18 protein-coding genes and 1 pseudogene are annotated in these 17,658 nt (G+C 72.5%); 12 read left to right on the top strand and 7 right to left on the bottom strand.

Going from position 1 to position 17,658, the window contains the following annotated elements; translation table 11 throughout:
* Positions 1-15: 15 nt before the first annotated feature.
* Together ACFY3C_RS07625 and ACFY3C_RS07620 are read left to right on the top strand one after the other, a co-directional pair.
* Positions 16-939, top strand: a complete 924-nt coding sequence (locus ACFY3C_RS07625; protein ID WP_390770100.1) for a hypothetical protein — start codon at positions 16-18, stop codon at positions 937-939.
* Between the two features lie 346 nt (positions 940-1,285).
* A complete protein-coding gene (locus ACFY3C_RS07620) occupies positions 1,286-2,035 on the top strand; it encodes a GNAT family N-acetyltransferase (RefSeq protein WP_386577700.1) in 750 nt (249 codons plus the stop codon).
* 28 nt (positions 2,036-2,063) lie between these two features.
* Here the strand turns inward: ACFY3C_RS07620 and ACFY3C_RS07615 are convergent, their stop codons facing one another.
* The gene (locus ACFY3C_RS07615) at positions 2,064-2,912 is read right to left on the bottom strand and encodes an alpha/beta fold hydrolase (protein ID WP_390770099.1); all 849 of its coding nucleotides are present in this window, start codon (positions 2,910-2,912) and stop codon (positions 2,064-2,066) included.
* Positions 2,913-3,012: 100 nt separating this feature from the next.
* Here ACFY3C_RS07615 and ACFY3C_RS07610 point away from each other — a divergent pair, with 100 nt between their 5' ends.
* From ACFY3C_RS07610 to ACFY3C_RS07595, 4 genes are all read left to right on the top strand, one after another.
* Positions 3,013-3,612, top strand: a complete 600-nt coding sequence (locus ACFY3C_RS07610; RefSeq protein ID WP_390770098.1) for a TetR/AcrR family transcriptional regulator — start codon at positions 3,013-3,015, stop codon at positions 3,610-3,612.
* A gap of 175 nt (positions 3,613-3,787) precedes the next feature.
* Positions 3,788-5,158, top strand: a complete 1,371-nt coding sequence (locus tag ACFY3C_RS07605; RefSeq protein WP_390770097.1) for an MFS transporter — start codon at positions 3,788-3,790, stop codon at positions 5,156-5,158.
* A 70-nt stretch (positions 5,159-5,228) separates the two neighbouring features.
* The gene (locus tag ACFY3C_RS07600) at positions 5,229-5,924 is read left to right on the top strand and encodes a response regulator transcription factor (RefSeq protein ID WP_386577617.1); all 696 of its coding nucleotides are present in this window, start codon (positions 5,229-5,231) and stop codon (positions 5,922-5,924) included.
* Positions 5,921-7,303, top strand: a complete 1,383-nt coding sequence (locus tag ACFY3C_RS07595) for an ATP-binding protein (protein WP_390770096.1) — start codon at positions 5,921-5,923, stop codon at positions 7,301-7,303. Before ACFY3C_RS07600 ends, ACFY3C_RS07595 begins: the two co-directional genes overlap by 4 nt.
* Here ACFY3C_RS07595 and ACFY3C_RS07590 read toward each other — a convergent pair.
* Positions 7,294-8,262, bottom strand: coding sequence for a TAXI family TRAP transporter solute-binding subunit (locus ACFY3C_RS07590; protein WP_390770095.1), 969 nt, complete (start codon positions 8,260-8,262; stop codon positions 7,294-7,296). The genes ACFY3C_RS07595 and ACFY3C_RS07590 overlap by 10 nt on opposite strands.
* A gap of 122 nt (positions 8,263-8,384) precedes the next feature.
* Here ACFY3C_RS07590 and ACFY3C_RS07585 point away from each other — a divergent pair, with 122 nt between their 5' ends.
* Positions 8,385-9,155: an isoprenyl transferase gene (locus ACFY3C_RS07585; protein ID WP_386577699.1), complete on the top strand. Its 771-nt coding sequence runs from the start codon at positions 8,385-8,387 to the stop codon at positions 9,153-9,155.
* A 26-nt stretch (positions 9,156-9,181) separates the two neighbouring features.
* Here the strand turns inward: ACFY3C_RS07585 and ACFY3C_RS07580 are convergent, their stop codons facing one another.
* Complete coding sequence (locus ACFY3C_RS07580) at positions 9,182-10,075, bottom strand: LysR family transcriptional regulator (protein WP_390770094.1); 894 nt, start codon at positions 10,073-10,075, stop codon at positions 9,182-9,184.
* 72 nt (positions 10,076-10,147) lie between these two features.
* Here ACFY3C_RS07580 and ACFY3C_RS07575 point away from each other — a divergent pair, with 72 nt between their 5' ends.
* Positions 10,148-10,537 (top strand): RidA family protein, encoded by a 390-nt coding sequence (locus ACFY3C_RS07575; protein ID WP_390770093.1) that lies wholly within the window; start codon positions 10,148-10,150, stop codon positions 10,535-10,537.
* Between the two features lie 19 nt (positions 10,538-10,556).
* Positions 10,557-10,952: an Imm7 family immunity protein gene (locus ACFY3C_RS07570; RefSeq protein WP_386577612.1), complete on the top strand. Its 396-nt coding sequence runs from the start codon at positions 10,557-10,559 to the stop codon at positions 10,950-10,952.
* A 54-nt stretch (positions 10,953-11,006) separates the two neighbouring features.
* Here ACFY3C_RS07570 and pip read toward each other — a convergent pair.
* Together pip and ACFY3C_RS07560 are read right to left on the bottom strand one after the other, a co-directional pair.
* Positions 11,007-11,965, bottom strand: a pseudogene (pip, locus tag ACFY3C_RS07565) (prolyl aminopeptidase).
* 37 nt (positions 11,966-12,002) lie between these two features.
* Positions 12,003-13,229, bottom strand: coding sequence for a glycoside hydrolase family 88 protein (locus ACFY3C_RS07560; protein ID WP_390770092.1), 1,227 nt, complete (start codon positions 13,227-13,229; stop codon positions 12,003-12,005).
* 359 nt (positions 13,230-13,588) lie between these two features.
* Here ACFY3C_RS07560 and ACFY3C_RS07555 point away from each other — a divergent pair, with 359 nt between their 5' ends.
* Positions 13,589-14,347: a polysaccharide deacetylase family protein gene (locus ACFY3C_RS07555; RefSeq protein WP_386577610.1), complete on the top strand. Its 759-nt coding sequence runs from the start codon at positions 13,589-13,591 to the stop codon at positions 14,345-14,347.
* 23 nt (positions 14,348-14,370) lie between these two features.
* On the opposite strand, the gene ACFY3C_RS07550 is transcribed toward ACFY3C_RS07555, so the two are convergent.
* Complete coding sequence (locus ACFY3C_RS07550; protein WP_390770091.1) at positions 14,371-14,556, bottom strand: hypothetical protein; 186 nt, start codon at positions 14,554-14,556, stop codon at positions 14,371-14,373.
* Positions 14,534-15,019 (bottom strand): alpha/beta hydrolase, encoded by a 486-nt coding sequence (locus ACFY3C_RS07545; RefSeq protein ID WP_390770352.1) that lies wholly within the window; start codon positions 15,017-15,019, stop codon positions 14,534-14,536. Before ACFY3C_RS07545 ends, ACFY3C_RS07550 begins: the two co-directional genes overlap by 23 nt.
* A 205-nt stretch (positions 15,020-15,224) precedes the next feature.
* Between ACFY3C_RS07545 and ACFY3C_RS07540 the strand changes: the two genes are divergently transcribed.
* Entirely contained in the window at positions 15,225-16,421 is a 1,197-nt protein-coding gene (locus tag ACFY3C_RS07540; RefSeq protein ID WP_390770090.1) for an imelysin family protein, read from the top strand.
* A complete protein-coding gene (gene efeB, locus ACFY3C_RS07535; RefSeq protein WP_390770089.1) occupies positions 16,418-17,632 on the top strand; it encodes an iron uptake transporter deferrochelatase/peroxidase subunit in 1,215 nt (404 codons plus the stop codon). The genes ACFY3C_RS07540 and efeB overlap by 4 nt, the downstream gene beginning before the upstream one ends.
* The last annotated feature ends 26 nt before the right edge of the window (positions 17,633-17,658 follow it).

Raw genomic sequence — 17,658 nt, 5'->3', positions numbered from 1 at the left:
AAAGACACCCCAGCGATGTTCGCTTCCACCCGTTCCACCGTCCGTCGCCGTGCCCTCGCGGCCGTCGGCACCGCAGCCGCCCTCGCCCTGACGCTGGCCGCCTGCGGGTCCTCCGACGACTCCGCCATGCCCGGCATGCACCACAGCGCCAAGCCGACCGCGACCTCCGCGGCCGGAGCCGGCACCTCGATGAGCGACATGCCCGGCATGGACCACGAGGCCGACGGCAACGGCCTGGCCGCCGCCAAGGACGGCTACCGCCTCACCAGCTCCGACACCACCCTGACCGCCGGGAAGCAGACGCCTTACCGCTTCACGGTCACCGGACCGGACGGCAAGCCGGTGACCGGCTTCGCCCTCGACCAGACCAAGCGGATGCACTTCTATGCCATCCGCTCCGACCTGACCGGGTTCCAGCACATCCACCCGACGATGGCCTCGGACGGCACCTGGACGGCCGGCCTCTCCTCCCTCGACTCCGGCTCATGGCGCATGTTCGCCTCCTTCACGCCGGAGAGCGGGAGCGGCAAGGGCAAGGACTTCGTGCTCAGCCGGACGGTGTCGGTCCCGGGCACGGCCGCCAGGACCCGGCTGCCCGCCGCGGCCGACAGCACGACGGTCGACGGATACACGGTCACCGTGGACGGCGAGCCCATGGCCGGCATGGCGCATCCGCTGACCGTACGGATCACCAAGGACGGCAAGCCCGTCACCGACCTCCAGCCCTACCTGAACACCTACGCCCACATGACCGCCTTCCACGAGGGCGACGCGGCGTTCGCCCACCTCCACCCCACGACCAAGGTCGACGGCGACCACGGCGGCCCCGACCTGTCCTTCCACGCCGAACTGCCCACCGCGGGCAACTGGCGGCTCTTCCTGCAGTTCCAGACCGGGGGCAAGCTCCACACGGCCGCCCTGACGCTGCGCGTGGGCTGACCTCACGCCACGTAGGCCGCCGGCACCTCCTTCGGGGGTGCCGGCGGGCCGGCCCTGGCCGTCGGGGCGGGCATCCAGCGCTTGATCTGCTTGCCGCGCTCGTTCAGAGTGTGGCAGTCTTCGGGGAGTTGATCTCCATTCACTCATGCACGACGAAGGACTGAAGCCATTGATCGCGGCGTCCCACAGCGGCCGCCGTCGGCACTGACCCCGCCCGCTTCCGCGGCAGCGGCCATCGGTGCCCTCGCGTCTCCTCACGGCGGCCCCACGTACATCCCGTGTTCCCGGCTGACAGGCCGGTCCCGCAGCCCTCGTGGCTGCCATCCAACGTGAGGTCATCTTCATCGTGCACACCGATGTCCAGAATTTCGCCGTCGCGAACCTGCTGCGCCGTCCGGCGACGGTCGAAGTCGGAGGCTTCGTCGTGGGAATCGATCCCACGACGACCAGCCCGTACGTCAACTACGCAACCCCGGTCCCCGGCGCCGAGCCGACCGACCGGGACGTCAGCGCCCTGATCGGGGCATTCCGCGAGCGTGGCCTGAGGCCCCGCCTGGAGTTCGCCCCGGACACCGCACCCGCCGTCGAACCGGCTCTGCGCCGGGCAGGCTTCGCGACGGAGGCGGTCCATGAGTACATGGTCTGCACGCCCGCCACGCTGGCGGTGCCGACCGGGAGCATCGAGGTGGCGACACCGGACACCGACGAGGACTACACGGCGATCGACGCCGCCCTCTCCGAGGCGTTCGGCGGCGAGTTCCCCGCTTCTCCGGAGGGCGCGGCCCGGCTGCGGCGCACCCAGGAGAGCGGCGGGGCGGTGCGGTTCGTCCGTGCCGCCGACGGCGGCTGCGCCGGTGCGGCCGTCTGCTCGGCACCCGCCCATGGCACGGCCGAGCTGGCGGGTGTGGGCACCCGGTCCGCGTACCGCGGTCGGGGCATCGCGGCCGCGGTCACTGCGGCCCTGGCCGAGACCGCGTTCGGCGGCGGGGCGTCGTCCGTCTGGCTCGAGTACTCGGGCGAAGGGTCGCGCCGCGTGTATGAGCGGGTCGGATTCCAGCCCCGGGGCACCCGCCTCTACCTGACGCTCGAAGGGTGACCCGCACCCGGCGGGGGCCGAGCCGTGCTCAGCCCTCGCCGGGCAGCGGGTGCTTCTTGACGAAGCGGCGGATCTCCGCGGTGAGGGCGGCCGGGTTGTCCAGCTGGACCAGGGTGCGGGCGTCGGGGATCTCCACATAGCGCGCGTCGGGCAGCAGCTCGGCGAGGCGACGGCCGGTGGCGGGAGGCATCATGCGGTCCTCGGCGCCCCAGGCGACCAGGGCCGGACGCGTGAAGGAGGGCAGGTTTCCGGCCGCCTTGACGTAGCATTCCGGGTCCACCTCGCGGCAGAACTTGGCGAAGTCGCGGCGGATGTCACGGCTCGTCAGCAGAGGGCCGTACCAGCGGGCGATCAGTTCCTTCGGCAGCGGCTTCTTCGCCATCCCGCCGAGGGACGTCTCCATGCGGGCGAGGAAGGGGAAGCGGAAGGACTGGATGAGGAGGAAGAGTCCGCCAGGGACCTTGCTCGCCCGGTGCAGCAGTTTGCCCTGCGTGCCGGGCGGGTAGTTGTCCAGGGCCTCGCAGGAGGTGAGGACCAGGCGGGCGATGCGTTCGTCGCGTACACCGACGAGGAGTTGGGCCGTCCCGGTGTCGTTCTGGACGAGGGTGACGTCCCGCAGGTCCAGGCGGTCCATGAACTCGGCGAGCAGCCGGGCGATGCCGTGCGCGGAGAGGTCCGCGTCCGGGTGCATCGGGCGCCGGTGGCTGCCGAGGGGCAGGACGGGGACCAGGACGCGGAAGTCCGACCGCAGATCCGTCACGACCTCGGACCACACCGACTCGTCGAAGCCGAGGCCGTGGACCAGGACCACCACCGGGCCCTCGCCTCCCGAGTCCTCGTAGTCGATCGTCCCCGCGCTCAGCTCGATCTGCGGCATGGCCCCGCCTCCGACCCCTCTGTCACTAGATAGAGCGTTCTAGTGACAGAATAGACACGGAAGGGCACACAGCACCAGCGGCTTCCCGGAGGCTCCCGCCGTGAGCGACAGCAAGGCTCCCAGCACCCACGAGACCAGGCAGCGCATCGTGAGCGCCGGCACGGAGCTGTTCCGGCGCACGGGCTACACGGGCACCGGCATGAAGCAGATCGCGGCGGCCGCCGGTGCGCCCTTCGGGTCGATCTACCACTTCTTCCCCGGCGGGAAGGCCCAGTTGGGCAAGGAGGTGATCCGCACCTCGGGAGCCGTCTACCTGGGGCTCATCACCGCGCTGATGACGCCGTACGAGGACCGCGTCGCGGCCACCGCCGACGCCTTCACGGCCGCGGCCGGCACCCTCGCCGAACTCGACTTCGCCGACCCCTGCCCCATCGCCACGGTCGCGATGGAGGTCGCCAGCACCAACGAGCCGCTGCGCCGGGCCACTTCGGAGGTCTTCGACAGCTGGGCCGGCCATCTCGCCGCGTACTACGCCGAAGGGGGCATCGCCGAGCCCGCCGCCCGGGAGACGGCAAGCTCGGTCATCGCATTGCTGGAGGGCGCCTTCATGCTCGGCCGGGCCGCGCGCAGCACGGCGCCGGTCCTCGCGGCGGCCAAGGCGGCGGCGGCGATCGTACGGGCGGCACTAGCAGGCGAGTGACGGGCCCGCAGCCGCCTTCCCGGACGGGCTCACAGCCGCTTTCTTAGCGGCATGTTAGATCTGCGCGGCAGATCTTGTCCGGGTGCGGCGGCGGCCCGCATGCTCGGGCGCACTCAGGTTCCGGGGGCACTCTCCCGCTCCCCGATCCCACCGGATTTCCCCACCTGGAGCCGCCATGTCATCGTCTGCCGCCCTGCCCGGAAAGCCGCCGTCGGCCTCCCCCGGAAACCGCCGTCTCGCCCTCGTCGGCGGGTCCCTGGGCAACCTCGTCGAGTGGTACGACTGGTTCGTCTACGCCAGCTTCGCGATCTACTTCGCCGACGCGTTCTTCCCCGGCGACAACCCGACCACCAAGCTGCTGAACACGGCGGGCATCTTCGCCGTCGGCTTCCTGATGCGTCCGGTCGGCGGGTGGATCCTCGGGCGGGCGGCGGACCGGCACGGGCGCAAGAGCGCGCTCACCCTCACCGTCACCATGATGTCGGTGGCCGCCCTGCTCATCGCCGTCGCGCCCACCTACGGCCAGGCCGGCTACTTCGGCGCCGTGGTGCTGCTGCTGGCCCGGCTGCTGCAGGGCCTGAGCATCGGAGGCGAGTACGCCGCCAGCGCCACCTATCTGACCGAGGCGTCCGCCCGCGACCGGCGCGGGCTCGGCTCCTCGTTCCAGTACGTGTCGATGACGTGCGGCCAACTCCTCGGCCTCGCCATCCTCATCACGATGCAGCACACCCTGACCACGGACCAGCTGGAGAGCTGGGGCTGGCGGATCCCGTTCGTGCTCGGTGCGCTGTTCGCCGGGGTCGTGTTCTGGCTGCGGCGCCGACTGACCGAGACCGAGGCGTTCACCGAGGAGTCCGGGGCGGACGACCGTACGGACACCGCGCGCGGCACGCTCGGGGCGCTGTGGCAGCACCGCCGCGAGGCCGGGCTGGTCATGGCGCTCACCCTGGGCGGCACGGTGGCGTACTACACGTACACCACGTACCTCACCAAGTACCTGATCGGCAGCGCCGGCATGGCCAAGTCCACGGCCACCCTGGTGAGTTTCACCGCGCTCACCGTCTTCGCGCTGCTCCAGCCCTTCGCCGGGATGCTCTCCGACCGGATCGGCCGCCGGCCGCTGCTGATCACCTTCGCGGTGGGCTGCACGGTGGGCACGTACCCCATCATGACCGCCCTCGGCTCGGCGTCCTCGTACTGGCCGGCGCTGGGGCTGTCCCTGCTGGCCCTGGTCATCGTCACCGGGTACACCTCGATCAACGCGGCCGTGAAGGCGGAGCTGTTCCCCACCCGGGTCCGCGCCCTCGGGGTGGCGCTGCCGTACGCCGTCGCCAACGCGCTGTTCGGCGGGACGGCGGAGTACGTGGCCCTGTGGTTCAAGGACAGCGGTCACGAGAAGGTGTTCTTCTGGTACGTGTCGGGGTGCGCGCTCGTGTCGCTGGTCACCTACGTGCTGATGCCGGACACCCGTGACGCGGCGCTCAGCCGCGCCGAGGTCGAGGCGGACACCGGACGCGACCGGTCTCCCGCGAAGGCCGCCGGCTGACGCGGTGGTGACCCGGGCAGTGCCGCTTCCGTAAGCTGCCGCCCAGGTCACCACGGCACGAGGACTTCACATGCACGCGCTGCTCGTCGAGGACGACGACCGTATGGCCCAGGCTCTGACCACGGCCCTCGCCCAGCGCGGGCACACGGTGCGCAGGGCCGGCCGGGCCCTGGACGCCCTGCGGTACGTCCACGCGGCCGAGTTCGTGCTGCTCGACCTCGGCCTGCCCGACCTGGACGGGCTTGAGCTGCTGCGGCGCCTGCGCACGGTGTGCGACGCGCCGCTGATCGTGGTGACGGCCCGCTGCGAGGAGCGCGACATCGTGCAGGGGCTGCGGGCCGGCGCCGACGACTATGTGGTCAAGCCGTTCCGGATGAACGAGCTGATGGCCCGGATCGACACCGTGCGCCGCCGCACCGGGGCGGCGGCGGCCCGTGGCACGGACGGCGGCTCAGGTCCCGTGCGCACCGGCGATGTGCAGATCGACATCGCGGGCCGTACGGTCACGGTCGACGGCGCGGAAGTACGGCTCACCCGGCGCGAGTTCGACGTCCTCGCCTTCCTCGCGGCCCGGCCGGACGAGGTGCACTCCCGCGAGGAGATCCTGGACCGGATCTGGGGCGACGCCTTCCTCGCCGCGTCCCGGTCCCTGGACGTGCACGTGGCGGGCATCCGCGCGAAGACGGGCCGCGCCGAACTGGTGCGTACGGTGCGGGGCTTCGGATATCAGCTCGGCACCGACGGCCGGGACGGCCGCCGGCCATGAGGCGCAGGCTGCTGGCCGTGCTGATGGTCCTCATCGGGGCCGCGACGCTGCTGTTGTCGGTTCCGCTGGCCGGCTCCTACGCCGGCGGGCGGACAGAACATCTGCTGCTCCAGCGGCGCGCCGACGCCGTGCGGTTCGCCGACCTCGCCGACCGGGTGCGCACCGCCGCCGACCGTGCCGAACTGTCCACCGAGATCCGCCGGTACGCCGAGCTGTACGGCGCCTCGGTGACCGTGGTGGACTCCGCGGGGCGGACCCTCGCGCAGGCGGGGGCCGGCGTCTCCCCGTCCGCCGCGGACGATGTCCTCGGCCGGGCGCTGACCGGGCGGTCCACCGAGCGGCTGCCGACCGTACGGCCGTGGGGGCCGGACCGGGTGGTGCTCGCCGAGCCGGTCGGCCGGGACGAACGGGTCAGCGGCGCGGTCCTGCTGGCCGTCCCGACCACCGCGGCCCGGTGGGACGTGACCGTGCGCTGGGCGCTCATCGCCTGCGGGGCGCTCACCGCCTTCGCGGCCGCGGCCCTCGTCGCGGCCGGCATCACCCGCTGGCTGATGCGCCCGGTCCGTGACCTCGACCGGGCCGTCGCCGGACTGGCGTCCGGCAGCCTGGAGACCCGGGCCGTCTCCGACACGGGACCGCCCGAACTGCGCAGCCTGCGCCTGCACTTCAACGGCATGGCCGAGGCGGTCGCCGACTCGCTCGGCCGCCAGCGCGCCTTCGTCGCCGACGCCTCGCACCAACTGCGCAACCCGCTGGCCACCCTCGTGCTCCAGCTGGAGAACGTCGAGCCGCATCTCGCGCCCGGCCCCGGCCGGAAGGAGCACGCGCGCGCCCTGGACGAGGCGGAGCGCCTGGAGGAGCTTCTGGATGGCCTGCTCGCGCTTGCGCGGGTGGAGTCGGGTACGGCGGAGCGGACCGAGCAGGACGTGTCCCGCGGGGTGCGTGAGCGGGTGGCCGCGTGGCAGCCGGTGTTCGAGGCGACCGGGGTGACGCTGAGCGCCGCTGCCGTGCGGGAGGGGTTGCGGGCGCCGGCCGTGCCGGACGCCGTCGGCCGGATCCTCGACGCGGTCCTCGACAACGCGGTCAAGTTCGTCCCCTCCGGCGGGCGGGTCGCGGTGACGGCCGCGCTCGCGGACGGTGAGGTCGTGGTGCGCGTCGCCGACGACGGGCCGGGGGTGCCGGACGATCAGCTCCCGCTGCTCACCCGGCGTTTCGCCCGGGCGCCCGAGCATCAGAACGTGCCCGGCAGCGGCCTGGGCCTGGCCATCGCCGACGAGATCGCCCGCCTCAGCGGGGGCCGGCTCACCACGGCCGGCAACCGTCCCCACGGCCTGGTGGTGGAGCTGCGCCTGCCGGGTCCGGTGCCGGATCAGCCGTAGACCGAGCGGTAGTAGGCCACCGCGCCGGGGTGCAGGGGCACGGCCCCCGTGGCGACGGCGAACCTGGGTTCGAGCCGGGCGCCCGCCGTGACTTCCCGCAGCAGCACACGCCACCGGTCGAACACCACCTGGAGCACCTCGCGCACCGCCTGCTGCGGCACCTGGGAGCGGGCCAGCAGATAGTTGCCCACGCCGACGGTGCCGATCGGCTCGGTGAGCCCGTACACGCCGGCCGGGAGGGTGACCGCCGTGTAGACGGGGCCGTACGTGTCGCGCAGGACGGCGGCCTGTTCCTCCAGCGGCAGGAAGCGCAACGGGAATGCGCGGGCGAGCGCCGACAGGGCGGGGGTCGGCACTCCCCCGGCCCAGATCAGCGCGTCGACGGTGCCCGTGCGCAGCGCCTCCACCGAGGCGGCGAGGCCGAGCTGTCGTTGCCGTACCGACCGCTTTCCGGTCAGACCCGTCACCCGCAGCAGCCGGTTCGCCAGCACCTGTCCGCCGGAGCCCGCCGCGCCGGTGGCGACCGAGCGGCCCGCGAGATCCCCCACGGACCGCACGGGTCCGTCGGCCGGTACGACCAGGTGCGTGTAGTTGACGTAGACGCGGGCGAGAGCCGTCACGGCGGCCCGGCCGGCGAACGGCTCCCGCCCCTGGACGGCGTCCTCGGCGGCGTCCGCCATCGCCAGGCCCAGGTCCGCCGATCCTGCGCCGAGTCTGCGGAGGTTGTCCACGCTGGCCGAGGTGCTGAGCGAGGTGATGTGCAGCCGGGGGACGGCCTGTGCGGCCTGGACGGCCAGTGCCTTGCCGAAGGCGTTGTAGGGCCCGCCGGGCGCTCCCGTCGCGAGCCTGAGCCGCCAGTCGGGTCCGCCGTCGCCGGCGCAGCCGGCCAGGGCGAGGGCCGGGGCGCCGAGGAGCGCGGCCTCCAACAGGCCGCGGCGGCTCATCGGTCGACCGGTCACGCCCGCAGCGTAGCGGCTCCGCGCAAACCGGACGGCTCCACTCCCGCGTGGCTCGTGCGCGGAACCTGGCACTATCCTTGCGCCCTCGAACACGGGTAGGGAGAAGGGACATCGGCGTGGCGATGAAGGCCTTGCGTTCGGCGTTGGAAGCGGTCTATGTACGGCGCCTGAACCGCAAGCTGGAGGGCCTGCCCCGGCCGCGGCACGTGGCGATCATGCTGGACGGGAACCGGCGCTGGGCCAGGGGTGCGGGACATCAGGACGTCCGGGAGGGGTACCGCGTCGGCGGTGCCAAGGTCACGGACTTCCTCCACTGGTGCACCGACGCCGGCATCAAGCACGTCACGCTGTGGATGCTGTCGGACGACAACCTCCACCGGCCGGCCGACGAACTCGGTCCCCTGCTCGACATAATCGAGGAGACCGTCCGGCGCATCTGCGCCCCCGGGGAGCCCTGGGAGATCGAGATCATCGGCGCGCTCGACCTGCTGCCCGGGAACACCGCCCGCGTCCTCAAGGAGGCCGCCGCCCTCACCCAGGGCCGCGGCGGGCTGAAGGTCGACGTCGCCGTCGGCTACGGCGGCCGCCGGGAGATCGTCGACGCCGTCAAGGCGGCCTTCGACAAGCACATCAGCGCGGGAGGCGACCCCACGGAGCTGGCCGCCGACTTCGATCTGGAGCACATCACCGACAACCTGTACTCGCCGGCCGGGCACGACACCGACTTCATCATCCGTACCTCCGGCGAACAGCGCCTCTCCGGCTTCCTGTTGTGGCAGTCCGCCTACGCCGAGGTGCACTTCGTGGACGTCCTGTGGCCGGCGTTCCGCGAGATCGACCTGTTGCGGGCCCTGCGGTCGTACGCGGCCCGGGAGCGGCGTTACGGCCGCTGACGGACGCGGCGTGGTGCGCGCCCGGGTCATTCCCCGCCGACCGTCGCGAGAAGATGGGCGACCAGGGGGTTCGGGTCGGCCGTGCGCCAGGCCACGGCGACCCGGGTGCGTGCGGCGGCGGGGACGATCCCGCGGAACGCGACGCCCTTGAGGCGGATGCGCCGGATGCCGGCCGGGGCCAGGGAGACGCCCAGACCGGTCCCCACGAGGGCGCACACGGTCTGCCATTCCACCGCATGCTGGGCCGTCCGGGGTGTGAAGCCCGCGTCCGCGCACAGGCCGGTGATCCGGTCGTACAGTCCGGGGCCGACCGCCCGGGGCAGGAGCACGAACGGCGAGTCGGCCAACTGCGCGATTCGTACGGTCCGTTGGGTGGCCAAGGGGTGGGTGGCCGGGAGCACGGCCACGAAGGGCTCGCTGAGGACCGTCCGGAAGCCGATATCCGGCTCGTCGGCGGGTGGTTCGCGCAGCAGGCCGATGTCGATGGTCCTGTCGTGCAGGGCCGCGATCTGCGGCGCGGTGGTCATCTCGTGGATGTCCAGGTGCACATCGGGGAACCGCTGCCGGAAGGTGCGCAGCAGTCCGGGCAGGACGGTCAGGGCGAGGGAGGCGGCGAATCCGATGCGCAGCCGGCCGGTCCGGCCGCTGCCGACGGCGCGGGCCGCGGCCAGGCCGTCCGCGAGGTCGGTGAGGGCCCGCCGGGCGGCCGGGAGCAGTTCGCGGCCGGCCGCAGTGAGCGCGACGTGTCCCGGCTCGCGGCGGAACAGCGCATGTCCGACCTTGTCCTCCAGGCGGCGGATCTGCTGGCTCAGCGGTGGCTGGGCGATGCCGAGCCGGGCGGCAGCGTGGCCGAAGTGGAGTTCCTCGGCGAGCACGACGAAGGCGTGCAGCTGCGCGAGGGGAAGTTCGGGTCGCATCATACGCCCAGAGATATCAGGTCATGCTCCTCACAGTATTAGACGTATCGATGCAGGTCACCTAGCGTTCGGCGCATGACAGAGCGACGTGCGATCCTCAGCGGCTCGGCCTTCGAGGAGCAGATCGGGTATGCCCGTGCCGTGGTGGACGGCGACTGGGTCCATGTCTCCGGGACGACCGGGTTCGACTACGCCACCATGACCATCTCCGACGACGTGGTGGAACAGGCCGAGCAGTGCCTCCGCACCATCGGTGCCGCGCTGTCCGAGGCGGGCTGCGGCTTCGCGGACGTCGTACGGGTGCGCTACCTGCTGCCCGACCGCGAGGACTTCGAGCCCTGCTGGCCGGTCCTGCGCCGCTGCTTCGGCGAGGTCCGCCCGGCCGCGACGATGCTCGTCTGCGGCCTCGCCGACCCTCGGATGAAGATCGAGATCGAGGTGTACGCGCGGCGGCCGCTCACCTGAAGGGCCGTAGGATCGAGGCGTGTTCGAGTACCACGGCTGGATCACGGTGCGGGAAAGCGCGGGCGAGGAGGACGACGACTCGCGGCTGCGGCAGATCGTCGACGAGCTGCGCGAGCGCATCGCCGCGATGGACAGCCCCTACCTCCTCGACCTCCGGTGGATGAACGGCGAGCCGTTCATCCACCTGGGCGGGCATTCCAACCACCGCTCCGCGCCGGATGTCTTCGAACTCTTCGCCCATGTGGCGACGATCGCTCCCGGCTCCTACGGGCTCCTCCACGTGCGCGACGACGAGGACCCGCGGCACGAGAACGAGGCCCGCGTCCTCAGGCTCGTCCGGGGCACCCTCAGCGAGCACACGGAGCAGCTTCTTTCCCCGTGCATCCCCACGCTGGAAGACCCGTTCACCGGCTAGGCCTCGTGCGGCTCCCGGTGGTGCCGATACGCCGGCCAGTCAGGCGTCGACAGCTCACTTCCGGTACTTGTCCGTGGCCGCCACCAGTGCCTCCGCCACACCGGGTGCCCCGGTGGTGTGGCCGGCGTCGTCCACCGTGACCAACTCGCTGCCGGGCCAGGCCTGGCGGAGGCGCCAGACGATGCCGAGAAGGTTGCCGAAGTCGAGCGATCCCTGCACGAGGGTGCCGGGGATGCCGGCGAGGAGGTGGGCGTGGCGCAGGACCACGCCCCCGTCGCCCTCCTCGCCCAGGAAGTGGTCGTTGCCCCAGTAGTGGGTGACGGTGCGGGCGAAGCCCATGCGGTACACGGGGTCTTCGAAGCGGGCGACGGAGCGCGGCGGTGCGGGGATGGTCGCCGTCTCCCAGTCGGTCCAGGCCCGTGCCGCCCGCTCCCGTACGGCGGGGTCGGGGGACTCCAGGAGCCGGCTGTAGGCTGCGGCGAGGTTGCCGTCGCGCCCGGCGGGCGGCAGCTCGGCCAGGAACCGGTCGAAGGCTTCCGGGAAGATCCTGCCGAGTCCCCTGGTGAGCAGTTCCACCTCGGCGTTGGAGCCTGTCGCGACTCCGGTCAGCACCAGCTCGGAGACGGACTCCGGATGAGTCTGCGCATAACGCAGGGCGAGCACCGAGCCCCACGACACGCCCCACACCAGCCAGCGTTCGATGCCGAGGTGCTGCCGCAGCAGCTCCAGGTCGGCCATGACGTGCGCGGTCGTGTTGACGCTCATGTCGGTGCCGTAGCTGCTCGCGTGCGGTGTCGAGCGGCCGCTGCCGCGCTGGTCTAGCAGGACGATCCGGTAGGCGGCCGGTCGAACAGGCGCCGGGGGTAGGGGCCGCACCCGGATCCCGGACCGCCGTGCAGCACGACCGCCGGCTTGCCCTCGGGGTTGCCGCAGGTCTCCCAGTACACGAGGTTGTGGTCACCGACGTCGAGCATGCCGTGTGCGTACGGCTCGATCTCCGGATAGAGAGGCATCAGGGCACCGTAGCGTCGCCTCGGCCCCGCGTCGTCCTCATTTCGCGCCGGACAGGTCGATCGCCCGGTCGACGTCCTGCGGCTGCAGGACGCGCAGGATGCCTTCGAGGAAGTAGTAGTCGGCGTACGGGAGGGAGATCTCGATCCCGTCCTCGGCTGGGCGGTTGCGGGTGCAGCGGGCGACGACGGCCTCGGCACGCGTGGAGTTCCTGGTCAGGCAGGTCTTCGCCAGCGCGGTCAGCAGCCGCAGGGCGGCTTCCCGGTACTCGGGTCTGCCCGTCGCCGCGGACAGGTCCAGCAGACCGCAGGCCATGATCGCGCCGGCGGAGGCGTCCTTGACGTCGTACGGCTGCTGGGGCGCCCGGTAGTCCCACACGGGGACGTGGTCCGCGGTGAGGGCGCCCAGCGCGTAGTCGGCGAGTCGGCGTGCGGTCGTCAGGAACTGCTGGTCGCCGGTGCGGCGGTGGATCGTGGTGAAGCCGTAGATGCCCCAGGCCTGTCCGCGCGCCCAGCAGGACGTGGGGCTGTAGCCCTGCACGGTGTTGGGGCCGATCGGCGCGCCGGTGGCGGGGTCGAAGTCGTACACGTGGGGGGTGGATCCGTCCGGGCGCGGGAACACCCGCTGGGCGGTGTTCGCGTGTTCCGTGGCGATGTCGAGGTACTTTCCGTCGCCCGTCTGCTCGCTCGCGAAGGCCAGCAGGTCGAGGTTCATCATCGTGTCCATGATGACGCGGCCCGCGTTGTTCGGATCGTTCAGCGCGCCCCAGGCCCGGATGAAGCGGCCGTTGGAGTTGTAGCGCCGGATCAGCGAGTCGGCCGCCCGCACGGCGCCGGCCCGCCAGGTGTCGTCGCCCGTCAGGCGCCAAGCGGTGACCCAGGAGGGGTAGAAGAGGAAGCCGAGGTCGTGGGTGGTGGTGTCGGTCTGGCGGGCAGCGAGCTTCTTGGCGGAGTCGAGCGCCAGTGTGCGGAAGGTGTCGTCGCCGCTGTGGAGCCAGGCCATCCAGAGCGTGCCGGGCCAGAAGCCGCCGACCCAGTCGCCGTTCTGCGAGTACACCCACTTCTCGGCCTTCGTGCCGACGGGAAAGGCCGTCACGCCCGGGGCGACGGTGCGGAGTTTCCCGATCGCGTAGTCGGCGGCGGCCCGGAGCGTACGGACGACCGAGGTGGGGGTCTGCTCGGCCGCCTGGGCCGCTGTCGTCGGCACCGCGTACAGGGCAGCCGCGCCGGCCGCCGTGGTCAGCACGCTACGTCGGGAGATCTCCATCGGCCCGCATCCTCCAACTCGGCACAGCGGAAGGGAAGTTGATCGAGCCTTGCACAGCCCGCCCCGCCACGTACACCCACGTGAGCGATGTTCAGGTAAGTGAACAAGACGGGAGTGGACCTAGTTGAGCAGCCAGTAGATGGAAGCCGTGACGCGGCGGCGCATCAACAGGGCATAGGGGGCGAGAGGCGAAATCCGGCCCAGGGGAGCGAGGGGTTCCGGTGGGGCCGCTCGGACACCTGTCCCAGAAGTACCCCGGAATTGTCCGTGATCTGTAACAGACGGATCCCGCAGTCAACTTATCCCGTCCTGACAGGTGCACGGGGGGACCCACCAACACGGCGAAGAGCGGGGCGGACATGGCACGGCATGGCGGGCGGGGATGGTACGGCCGGGTGGTCGCGGCGGCGGTCGGAGTGACGGCGGTGGCCGCCGCCACGTCGGTGTGGACCGCGCAGGCCGGCCAGACCGGTGGACATCAGGCGGCGCACCCCGCCGCCAAGAAGGCGGTGCCCGTGTCCGCCACGATCGTCCACGCCTCCGACGGCGGCGACCACGCGGTCAACATCACCATCGACGACGGCCCTGACCCGCAGTGGACCCCCCAGGTGCTGCAGGTACTCAAGGACAACGGCGTGAAGGCGACGTTCTGCATGGTCGGCACCCAGGCGGAGGCCCACCCCGACATGGTCAAGAAGGTGGTGGCGGCCGGGCACCGGCTGTGCGACCACACGGTGTCGCACGACACCACCATGGACAAGAAGTCCGAGGCCTACCAGTCGCAGCAGATCCTGGACGCCGAGCGCCAGATCACGAAGGCGTCCGGGGGCGTACGGCCGATGTACTACCGGGCCCCGGGCGGCGCGTTCACCCCGTACAGCCGGCACCTCGCGGCCTCGCACGGGATGCGGCCGCTGGGCTGGAACGTCGACTCCAAGGACTTCGAGCGGCCCGGCACCGACGCCATCATCACCACCGTCAAGGGCGAGTTGCACAACGGCCCGACCGTGCTCTTCCACGACGCCGGCGGCGACCGCTCCCAGACCGTGGCCGCGCTGCGCACCCTGCTGCCCTGGCTGAAGCAGCAGGGGTACTCCTTCGGTTTCCCCGTTCGCTGAACAGGGCGCGGCTTCCCGCTTCTTCAGGCCTCGGCCCCGGCGACGACGGTCCGCAGCGCCTCGGTCACCACGGGCCAGGCCGCCGAGTCGGGGTCGATCACGTCGAAGTGACCGGCTCCGGGCAGCTCGTGGAGTGTGGCGCCCGCCCGTGCGACGTACCGGCGGGCCATGGCGACGGGCAGCGCCTCATCCAGGTCGCCGTGGACCACGACCGTACGGGCCGGCGGGGACGCCGAGGGCTGCCGGATCCGCGGCGGCATACCGCTCCGGGACCTGCCCCCTCCCACCACCGAGAAAGGCGGCGACGGCGCCCCGGCCGCTGCCCCGTTCGTCGGCCCACGCCAGGTCCGCGGTGGGGGCGAGGGCGAGCACACCGAGCACGGCGGGCGGGGTTTCCGTCCGGCCGGGTGCGCCGTCCGGCATGCGATGCCGGAGCGCGGCCCACAGGGCGAGGTGACCGCCGGCCCAGTGCCCGGCGTAGACCACGCGCGCCGGGTCGACACAGCCGGGGGCGGCTTGCGCGGCGAGGTGGGGCAGCCGGTCGACGGCCTCCGCCGTGTCGGTCAACGTGACCGGCCAGCCCCCGCCGCCACCGACGCGGCGGTACTCGACGCCGGCGACCGCACAGCCACTCTGCGCCGCCAAGGCCCGACGGCAGCCGTCACTGCGCAGCCCGGCACAGCGGCCGGTGTCGTAGCGACCGGGCGGGGCGGGACGACCGCCGGTGAACCCGGGGGGAATTCCTGGTCAATGAATCGTTGGGACGGCTGTTCGGGTGCGAAGGGCTGCCTACCATGAGGCCGTCCCACCGGCGTTCGCACAGTCGTTGCGCTCAGCCGCGTGGACGTCTGCGTACGTCGTTCCGGAAAGGCTCGCCATGCCGTTGCCCCGCCTCGGCTCGCGGCCGGTCGCTCTCCGAACGGCTGGAGTGCTGCTCCTCGCCTTCGCCCTCGCCGTGGGAGGGACCCTGCTGGCGCTCTCCCTCATGGGCGGGCGCCCCGCTCGGGCCGCGCGGTCCGTCACGGTCGAGGTCTCGCCGAGCCGCTGCGGCCGCGGCTGGACCCGGCCGGCGTCCGGGGTGCAGACCTTCGACCTGCACAACGCCTCCGACGGCGCCGCCGAGGTCTACCTCGAGGACCCGGGCAGCCAGGTGGTGTACGGCGAGGTGGAGGGCATCGGCCCGGGTACGACACGGCAGTTGACCGTCCGGCTGGGCAAGGGCACGTACGCCTTCAGGTGCGTGCCCGACGACGCCGACGCCGTCACCGGGCCCAGCGTCCGTGTCACGTCGGGGCGGCGCGGCCCGGGGGCGGCCCCCGTCACCGAGCACGACCTGATCCCGCCCGCGCTCGCCTACCAGAAGTGGGTCGGCGGCGGTCTGGACGAGCTGGTCCGGCTGACGACGAAGCTCGGCCGGGACATCGACCGCGGCGACCTCGCCGGCGCCCGGTCGGCCTGGCTGCCGGCCCATCTGGAGTACGAGCGGCTGGGGGCGGCGTACGACGCCTTCGGGGACGCGGACGGGCAGATCGACGGCACGGACGCGGGGCTGCCCGGCGGGGTGGGCGACCGGGGCTTCACCGGGTTCCACCGCGTCGAGTACGGGCTGTGGCACGGGCAGTCCGCGGGCCGCCTGCGCGCCCCGGCGGCGGCGCTGGTCAAGGCGGTGACCCGGCTGCGGGACAGCTGGTCGCAGACCCGCATGGATCCGGCCCAGCTCGGTCTGCGCGCGCACGAGATCCTGGAGAACACCGTGCAGTTCGAGCTGACCGGCCGGACCGACTACGGCAGCGGCAGCAACCTCGCCACCGCCCGTGCCAACCTCGACGGCACCCGCGAGGTGTTGTCCCGGCTGCGTCCCCTGCTCACCACGCGGTACGCCGACCTGCCCGGCCTCGACCGGGACCTGGACCACGCGCAGCACCTGCTCGACGGGTTCCGGCACGGCGGCGGCTGGACCGCGCCGGCCGCCCTGCCCCGCGCCGGGCGGGAGCGCGTCGACTCGGTCTTCGGCGACCTGGTCGAGCGGCTCGCGTCGGTGGCGACCCTCTGCGATCCGCGGAGGACGGCGTGAGCGGAACGGACCGACCCGGCTCAGTGGGCAGGCGCGGCTTCCTGCGCGGTGCCGCCCTCGCGGGAGCCGGGCTCGCCACCGGTGCCGCCGCGCCCACAGCGGCCGTCGTCCCCGTCGTCCCCTTCCACGGTGCCCACCAGGCATCCGTGCTCGCGCCCTCGCGGCGGACCAGCGTGTTCGTGTCGCTCGACGTGACCGCCGAGCACCGCGCGGACCTGACCGACCTGCTGCGCACGCTCACCGACCGGGCCCGCTTCCTGACCTCGGGCGGGACGCCGTCCCCGGTGGGCATCACCGGGCCGCCCGCGGACTCGGGCATCCTGGGCGACCGGCTGCCCTCGGGCGCGCTGGGCGTGACCGTCGGGGTCGGCGCCTCGCTCTTCGACGACCGGTTCGGGCTGGCCGCGCTGCGGCCCCGGCGGCTGACCGCCATGCCCGCCTTCCCGGACGACGACCTGCGGCCCGATTGGTGTCATGGCGACCTCAGTCTCCAACTGCACGCCGACGACCCGGACACCGCCCTGCACGCCCTGCGCGACATCGCCCGGCACACCCGGGGCGGCATGCAGGTCCGCTGGCGCCTGGACGGCTTCTCCGGTCCGCCCCGGCCCTCCGGCACCCCGCGCAATCTGCTCGGGTTCAAGGACGGCACCGCCAACCCGGACGCGAACAGCGCCGGTGAGATGGACCGCCTGGTGTGGGTGGGCAGGGGCACGGGCGAGCCGGACTGGACGGTCGGCGGCAGCTATCAGGTCGTCCGGCTGATCCGGATGCTGGTGGAGTTCTGGGACCGGGTCTCGCTGAGCGAGCAGGAGCGGATGTTCGGCCGGGCCCGCTCCTCCGGCGCACCGCTGGACGGCGACCACGAGCACGACACGCCGAAGTACGCCGACGATCCCAAGGGCGACGTCATCCCGCTGGACGCCCACATACGCCTCGCCAACCCCCGCACGGCCGCCACCGCCCACCAGCGCATCCTGCGCCGCGCCTACAACTACGACCGGGGCATGGACGGCAACGGCAACCTCGACATGGGCCTGCTGTTCACCTGCTACCAGCAGGATCCGGTACGGCAGTTCGAGACCGTGCAGCACCGGCTGGCGGGCGAGCCGCTCACCGACTACATCTCCCCGTTCGGCGGCGGCTACTTCTTCGCACTGCCCGGCGTGCGGGACGCGACGGACTGGTACGGGCGCGCCCTGCTGGGCTGAGCCTGTCCGGACAACTCGGCGGGCAG

Origin of the sequence: Streptomyces sp. NPDC001410 (assembly GCF_042895235.1) — a bacterium.
Lineage (GTDB): Bacteria > Actinomycetota > Actinomycetes > Streptomycetales > Streptomycetaceae > Streptomyces.
This window is presented reverse-complemented; position numbering and strand designations above follow the sequence as displayed.

Coding starts and splice junctions, on each gene's coding strand:
- ACFY3C_RS07625 (WP_390770100.1), top strand. CDS start 16: ATGTTCGCTTCCACCCGTTCCACCGTCCGTCGCCGTGCCCTCGCGGCC.
- ACFY3C_RS07615 (WP_390770099.1), bottom strand. CDS start 2,912: ATGCCGCAGATCGAGCTGAGCGCGGGGACGATCGACTACGAGGACTCG.
- ACFY3C_RS07605 (WP_390770097.1), top strand. CDS start 3,788: ATGTCATCGTCTGCCGCCCTGCCCGGAAAGCCGCCGTCGGCCTCCCCC.
- ACFY3C_RS07600 (WP_386577617.1), top strand. CDS start 5,229: ATGCACGCGCTGCTCGTCGAGGACGACGACCGTATGGCCCAGGCTCTG.
- ACFY3C_RS07595 (WP_390770096.1), top strand. CDS start 5,921: ATGAGGCGCAGGCTGCTGGCCGTGCTGATGGTCCTCATCGGGGCCGCG.
- ACFY3C_RS07585 (WP_386577699.1), top strand. CDS start 8,385: ATGAAGGCCTTGCGTTCGGCGTTGGAAGCGGTCTATGTACGGCGCCTG.
- ACFY3C_RS07580 (WP_390770094.1), bottom strand. CDS start 10,075: ATGATGCGACCCGAACTTCCCCTCGCGCAGCTGCACGCCTTCGTCGTG.
- ACFY3C_RS07575 (WP_390770093.1), top strand. CDS start 10,148: ATGACAGAGCGACGTGCGATCCTCAGCGGCTCGGCCTTCGAGGAGCAG.
- ACFY3C_RS07560 (WP_390770092.1), bottom strand. CDS start 13,229: ATGGAGATCTCCCGACGTAGCGTGCTGACCACGGCGGCCGGCGCGGCT.
- ACFY3C_RS07555 (WP_386577610.1), top strand. CDS start 13,589: ATGGCACGGCATGGCGGGCGGGGATGGTACGGCCGGGTGGTCGCGGCG.
- ACFY3C_RS07540 (WP_390770090.1), top strand. CDS start 15,225: ATGCCGTTGCCCCGCCTCGGCTCGCGGCCGGTCGCTCTCCGAACGGCT.